At 48.1% G+C, this 6,184-nt stretch carries 5 protein-coding genes; all 5 read left to right on the top strand.

The window, feature by feature from the left end:
• Window positions 1-33 precede the first annotated feature (33 nt).
• Window positions 34-564 carry a hypothetical protein gene (locus tag QNM16_RS23745; protein WP_284022724.1) on the top strand — a complete coding sequence of 177 codons (531 nt, stop codon included), beginning with the start codon at window positions 34-36 and terminating at the stop codon, window positions 562-564.
• 93 nt (window positions 565-657) lie between these two features.
• Window positions 658-1,176 carry a hypothetical protein gene (locus QNM16_RS23750; RefSeq protein ID WP_284022725.1) on the top strand — a complete coding sequence of 173 codons (519 nt, stop codon included), beginning with the start codon at window positions 658-660 and terminating at the stop codon, window positions 1,174-1,176.
• A gap of 136 nt (window positions 1,177-1,312) precedes the next feature.
• On the top strand, window positions 1,313-1,591 hold the full coding sequence (locus QNM16_RS23755; RefSeq protein ID WP_284022726.1) for a hypothetical protein: 279 nt from the start codon (window positions 1,313-1,315) through the stop codon (window positions 1,589-1,591).
• 31 nt (window positions 1,592-1,622) lie between these two features.
• Window positions 1,623-2,396 (top strand): hypothetical protein, encoded by a 774-nt coding sequence (locus tag QNM16_RS23760; protein ID WP_284022727.1) that lies wholly within the window; start codon window positions 1,623-1,625, stop codon window positions 2,394-2,396.
• Window positions 2,397-2,533: 137 nt separating this feature from the next.
• On the top strand, window positions 2,534-6,184 hold a 3,651-nt coding region (locus QNM16_RS23765; RefSeq protein WP_284022728.1), incomplete at its 3' end, for a coiled-coil domain-containing protein.

A 6,184-nucleotide genomic window follows, 5' to 3' on the forward strand; every position in this document is an offset into this window, starting at 1 on the left:
TCGTAGTTAATTTTTAGATAGGAGAATCCTGAAATGGCAGGTCTTAATATTGAAGACATCCGTAAATTAGATGACTTTGCTGTATTGTACAAATGGGACGTACAATTTGCAGCACCATCGGGCGTCGCATTCCCGTCACAAGAAGACATCAACGTACGCTGTTTGTCTAGTTCATTGCCAACAAGTGCAGTGCAAAGTATCGACATTCAGATCCGTGGTCACCACATCAAGCAAGCGGGTATCAGTGATGATGATCACGTGATCACGCTAACGATGGCAGAAACCGTGGACAACACAGTGCACACTATGTTGCATAACTGGCGTGAAGCGATTTGGAAGTCAGGTTCTGGCTATCAGGTCAAACGTGCAGAATACCAGACTGACTTCTTGTTACATCGCTTAAACCAGCAAGACGAAGTCATTTGGCACTATAAGATCATCGGTGCGTACCTAGAAGGTATGGATTGGGGTGGTGAACTAGGTGGTGATACATCAGATATCATGCGTCCAGTCATGACTCTGAGCTATGACTACTTCACAATGGGTGCAGGCCCAGGTGGCTAACCACCGAACGCCATGACCAAAGACAAGGGGAGTACTTACAGTACGCCCCTTTTTAGGTAGATAACCCCGCTTTGATTATTAGGTAGTACTGTAATGGCCAAGCTAGAAAACCCGTTAAAAATGGAACACCTCAGAAGTGTTGATTTTGCACAGGACCACCTGTGGGACGCCAAATTAATGGACAAAAATAAAAACCCCATAGGTCGTTTTACGGACTGGTTTCCCGCCACCTCAGTGGTTGAAAACCTAGCTACCTTGAATAACCACGAAATTGAGGGCTTTATTTCCACCTATTCCGTGCCGCTGAGCAGCAGTGAATTCACCATAGACCTATCCTTTTACGACGATGTAGAGCATTCAATTACCTATTGGATCAGCGATTGGATAAACAACGGTATCCTTAACGGCGGCCAAGCCATTTCCACAGCTGAAAGTGCGAAGCGCTTATTGCAAATACGCAAGTTCACCGCACAACATGAATTACTATCGGATAAAATATACTGGGTCATCCCAGATGGCCCATTGGATTTCGAAGGGCACAGCGAAGCGGGCAGCCATGAATACAATATGACCTTTAAAGTACTCGGTGTGCACACCAGTGTCGGGCATTAATGCGATAACATAAAAATCATTGTACAATTAAAATAATTAAGACTTACGATAAGTACGTCTTAATTGTACAATTTATTTAATAGAGACCGTCAGCCGTTCAGGCCGACAATTGTGAGTTGCTTTGGAGACCAATATCATGACGCAACAACGTTTTACAGTTAACACCAAGCACGGTACATTTGCCAGTAACTTAGAGTACGCAAAATTTGTCCTGCTATACAAAAACCGTATTCCCTCAGCAAAAATACAAACTGAGTGGGTCGCCAGCGAAAACTCAGCTAAACGCCAAGAAAAACGTTTAAAAAGCTTAGGTTATCTTACGTTGGGGATTTATCAATCAACTGAGCAGGTGAGCACAAGCATTCCTCAGGAAACGGAACTAGCTGACGAGTCAGCAACAGAGCAAGACGCCTAATTTTAGTCAGTAATCATTGAGAGTGAGCCTTATGTCTAACGATAGTACAATGACGCCAGTAACTGCGTCGACTGAAAACAGAAACCTCCCATCTACAGCGGTCACTGTGACAGGCTTGCCATCTATGGGCAAAGCTTATCCTGACGGTGTGGAAATCCACTACCAACCTTATACCTTTGGTGAAGTGAAAAGCTTTTCGCAATCACAAGGTAAGATGACCATGTCAAAGCGTATCGACCAGATCCTCAGCGGTATTCATATCGTTGGTATGGAAAAAGACGAGTTAACCTTTTTTGACTTCATCTACATCTCGCTATTGCGCCGTTTAACCACAATGAACGCGATTGAATTCACTTTATCAGTGGGCTGTCCAAACTGCGGCGCACCAGTGAGACATCAGTTTAGCTGGGAAGGCTTGGTGTTTGACGATTTACCTGCCCCGAAACTGCCTATCATTGTAGATATTTGTGGCCGTCAAGATGTGAAGTTTATGCCTTTAACATTAGGGCAATATAAAACGTTATCTCGCTTAGGCTTAGAAGAAGATGAAGTGGCCATCGCGGCAATGACATCATCTATTGAGTTCAAAGAAGCTCAAACGTTATTCCATGGTGCACTGGGTGAAGATGCTGCCTTGTTAGGTGAGATCGACAAACTCTTGTTCCATGACTTAAAACCTGCGCAAGCAACATGCAAAGCGTGTGACACCCCATTTTTAGCGGCGCTGGACGACGAGGCCAGCATCATCACACCCTTTCGCAAATCTGACTCAGCTGCTGGAAGTCGAATTCGGTTTGGCGATTAAAGGCGTCATGTCGCCAGCTGAACTAGCTGGATTTGATTATGGTACAGCTATTCTCTTGCAGCAACGCTTGGCAAAATACTTAGATTCGGGTCAATAACGGCTCGGATCTATTTTTCTTTCATACAGAGGAATAGACTATGCCTACTGGCTTTTCTCAAACGGCTGAACGCCTTTCTCAATCTGGCTTTAAAGTCCGCGAACTTATTGAGCCAGCAGACTCATCTGTGCCTAATTCCGAAGACTTATCGGCCTCTTTAGGCACACAGTTAGCCGCATTGGCACAGCCGATTGAAGATACGGCCACCTTTTCAGACAAGATCGCAAATGATCTTGCCGAGTTAGTGGCACAGTTAAATGCCCTATCATTTGCTCGCGAAGATGTTGCCAGTATTGCCAGCAATGCTTTTTCACAAAGCGATGCCCTCAACAAACTGGTTTCAGCGCTGCCTTTAACCTCAGAAGAAGTCTCAGAAACTGCACGTACTCTACAGGGCGTGGCAACTCAGCTTAGTGACATCCAAACCCAGCAACCGTTCACTTTAGATGAGTTAAGTCGCGGATATTTGCAAGCAATAGAACAAGCCGATAGCACCAAGCAACAGTCACTGATGTTGGCTCAATTGGCCGAACTGAGTAAATTTGCTTCTGGCTCGGCCACCGACATTCAGGCACTGAGAAGTTTTGCCCAGCAAGATGCTAGGCTCAATGTTTATCAAACCAAACAACTCAATGACATTGTTGGTCTTTTACAAACAGTCGCCGCAGAGAATGGCAGCCTGCAATACAGCCTTGACGACTTAGTGGCAGCCCAATCCACACAAACGGATCAGCAACGTCGACAACACAAAGAAACAGCCCTCGCAGCAGACAAAGCCCACGAGCAAGCACAAGCACAGCTTGATCATGACAAAGACACACGAGAAGAACACAATAAGCAGCGTGACTTTGATTTGCGTGAAGCGCAAAAGCAGCAAGCGGCACAAGAACGTGCAGAGAAAAATGCCAGCGCAGGTGGCGCAGCTGAAGAACAAAGTGGCGGTACCAGCTTTTTAACTAAGCTGATGCAAAGTGACCTAGCTGGCATGCGTGAAGATCTGATAGGTTCTGCACTTGGCGTGTTTGGTATGTCCTCTTTAACAGAAGTGGTCTCAGATTCAATCAGGGAAAAAGGCGACCAACGTGCTGAAAGAGAAGCGGAAGCATCAGAAAAAGCCCAAGGGGAGGACGCTGATCAGCAAGCATCCGACAGTGAGCAACAAGATAAGAGCTTTTTACGGATCTTAGGGGAAACAACCGCTGAAAGTTTACGCGCCGATTTAATTCAAACAGCACTGGGCTCACTTGGCTTAGGTAGCCTTGCTGAACCCATTGAAGAATATCTCCAAAACAAGGCAGAGCCAACAGACCCTCAATCCGACCCAACGCAAACCGACACGCAAAGTACAGCAGAGTCGGCACAAAAAAATAAAAAAGCGTCAGACGATGTTGAATATAGCGAGGTTGAGAAAGATGATAACGGTGGTTATCGCGCCACCAGAGACTCAAATATCAGTTCAACAACTCCGATTGAAGGACTAAGTGCGGGCCAGCAAAGTGCTGAGCAAGTTGATATTTTTAAAAAGCGCGACACAGATCAAGCACATGCAAATAGCGCACTAGACAAACTCGTCACGCAATCTGCACAAGCCAACGACATGCTAAAACAGATTGTGCAGTCTGTTTCAACTAACGCAAAGTCAAATACAACCAACAATAATGACCGCCGTGAAGATCTATCTCGTTTAAATACAGCCAGAAGCGGCATGTCCTCGCGTACAATGATGATGATGCCACAAAGGCGTATGCCTAGGGGCAGAATGACACGTGCGAGCATGAGACGCGGTGGTGTAATGATGTCGGCCATGCCGATGATGCCAGCCTCTCGCGCTGCGACTCGGATGCAAAGTCGCAGTAGAATGATGCCGATGGCATCGCCGGTAATGATGTCAATGGCCGCCCCGATGATGACGCCAATGGCAATGGGGATGGCAAATCAGCAACCAAACTTATTAGCCCCACCTAGAGCAAAGAGCCAACGACAAAGCCAACGTCGGGGTGCTGCGCAAAAAGGAATGATGAGCAAAGCGCTATCGCCTATGATGCAGCTATCAACGAATCCGTTGGCAGGTCATGATGGCAAAGCCCTAGTCGGTTCAACAACCAAGTTGAACGAAAAGGAAATGGACGTCATCGCTCAAGAAATGCTGCTGATCAAAGAGATGCGCAGAACGCTAAACCGCATTGAGGCGGCACTCCCTGATCAAGGAATATTTTCCAGCCTGCTTGGCGGAGGTGGTATTTTAGGCGCATTGTTTGAAGCGGGCAGTGAGCTCGGCGATCTAATGGGCGGTCGCCGACGCAACAAGCGTAAAGACCGCATGGGCCGCCAAGACGTTGAAACTGGTCGACGTGGACGCCGAGGAGGCACCCGTGGTGGACGGGTACGTAGTTTGGTCGCTAACACAGCAGCAACCACATCAACTGCCGTCGGCGGTATTGCCACCTCCATCTTAGGCGGTGGCGGCGGCGGTATCTTGGATGCCGGAGCTGGCCTCTTAGACTTAGCCAGTGAATTCGTTGATTTTGGCCCAGAAGAAGAGGACTTTGATCGTGAACGAAGTCGTCGTAATCGCAAAGGCGGTGGTAGAGGCGGCAGTAAAGGTGGCACTCGTGGTAAGTTCCCGACACGCAGCACCGGCGGTCCATCAACGGCTGGAAGAACGCCGCCAGGGCCATCAACTGGCTCTGGAAAAAGCGCAGGAAAAAGTGCGGGGAAAAGAGGGTTTAAAGGCGCAGCAAAAGGCATAGCAAAAGGCGCGGCAAAACTCGCCCCGATGTTATTGAACCCTGTACTAGGTGCCGCTGTACTGGCAGGCTCAGCAGCTTACAGCCTTTATGATGGATGGAACAGTGCTGGGGAGAATTTTGGCTTAGAAGAAGGGCAGGAAGCATCATTAGGCCAAAAGATGTCATCTGCTGCGGGCAGCCTGATCTCCGATGTCTCTTTTGGTTTGCTCGATGGTGGCTCAGTCTCGCGCGGCATACACTCACTTGGCAGTACAGTGGGTGGCTGGTTTGGTTTTGGAGACGATGAAGAGGAAGCCCTACCGAGCTCAAGCGAAAAAATAGCAAATAGTGAAATTGCTGTACCGAATGTACCAATGGAAGTGCTCAACGAAGATGCATTGCCATCTCCAGAGACCTTAGCAACCGGCGCGGCATTGGCCAGCACCTCCCTTGCTCCGGGTACGTCACTGCCAGATGAAAAAGTTGCGCAGCTTGTACAGCAGCACCAAACACTAAATAAAGCCACCGGTACACCGCCGCTGCACAGTCGAATGACGGACGCGACGAAAGCTGCGCTAACAACTGCGCAAGTATCACCCAACAAGGCTGCATTAGACAGCGCAGATAAATCGGGTGCGACAAGTTTAGCAACCGAGGGCGACAAACCTTCCCTTGCTAGTCGCATGATGGATGCTGCAAAAACCGCAGTCTCCTACACACCGATTGGCATGATGGCCACCGCAGCAAGTAATTTGTTCAGTTCGGATGACTCTGGTGCGGCAACAGTCACTGCGGAAAATGAAAAGCCTTCTATTGCCAGTCGCATGATGGATGCTGCGAAAACCGCAGTCTCCTACACACCGATTGGCATGATGGCCACCGCAGCAAGTAATTTGTTCAGTTCGGATGACTCTGGTGCGGCAACAGTCACTGCGGAAAATGAAAAGCCTTCTATTGCCAGT

This window comes from Pseudoalteromonas umbrosa (assembly GCF_030125375.1).
Classification (GTDB): Bacteria; Pseudomonadota; Gammaproteobacteria; order Enterobacterales; family Alteromonadaceae; genus Pseudoalteromonas; species Pseudoalteromonas umbrosa.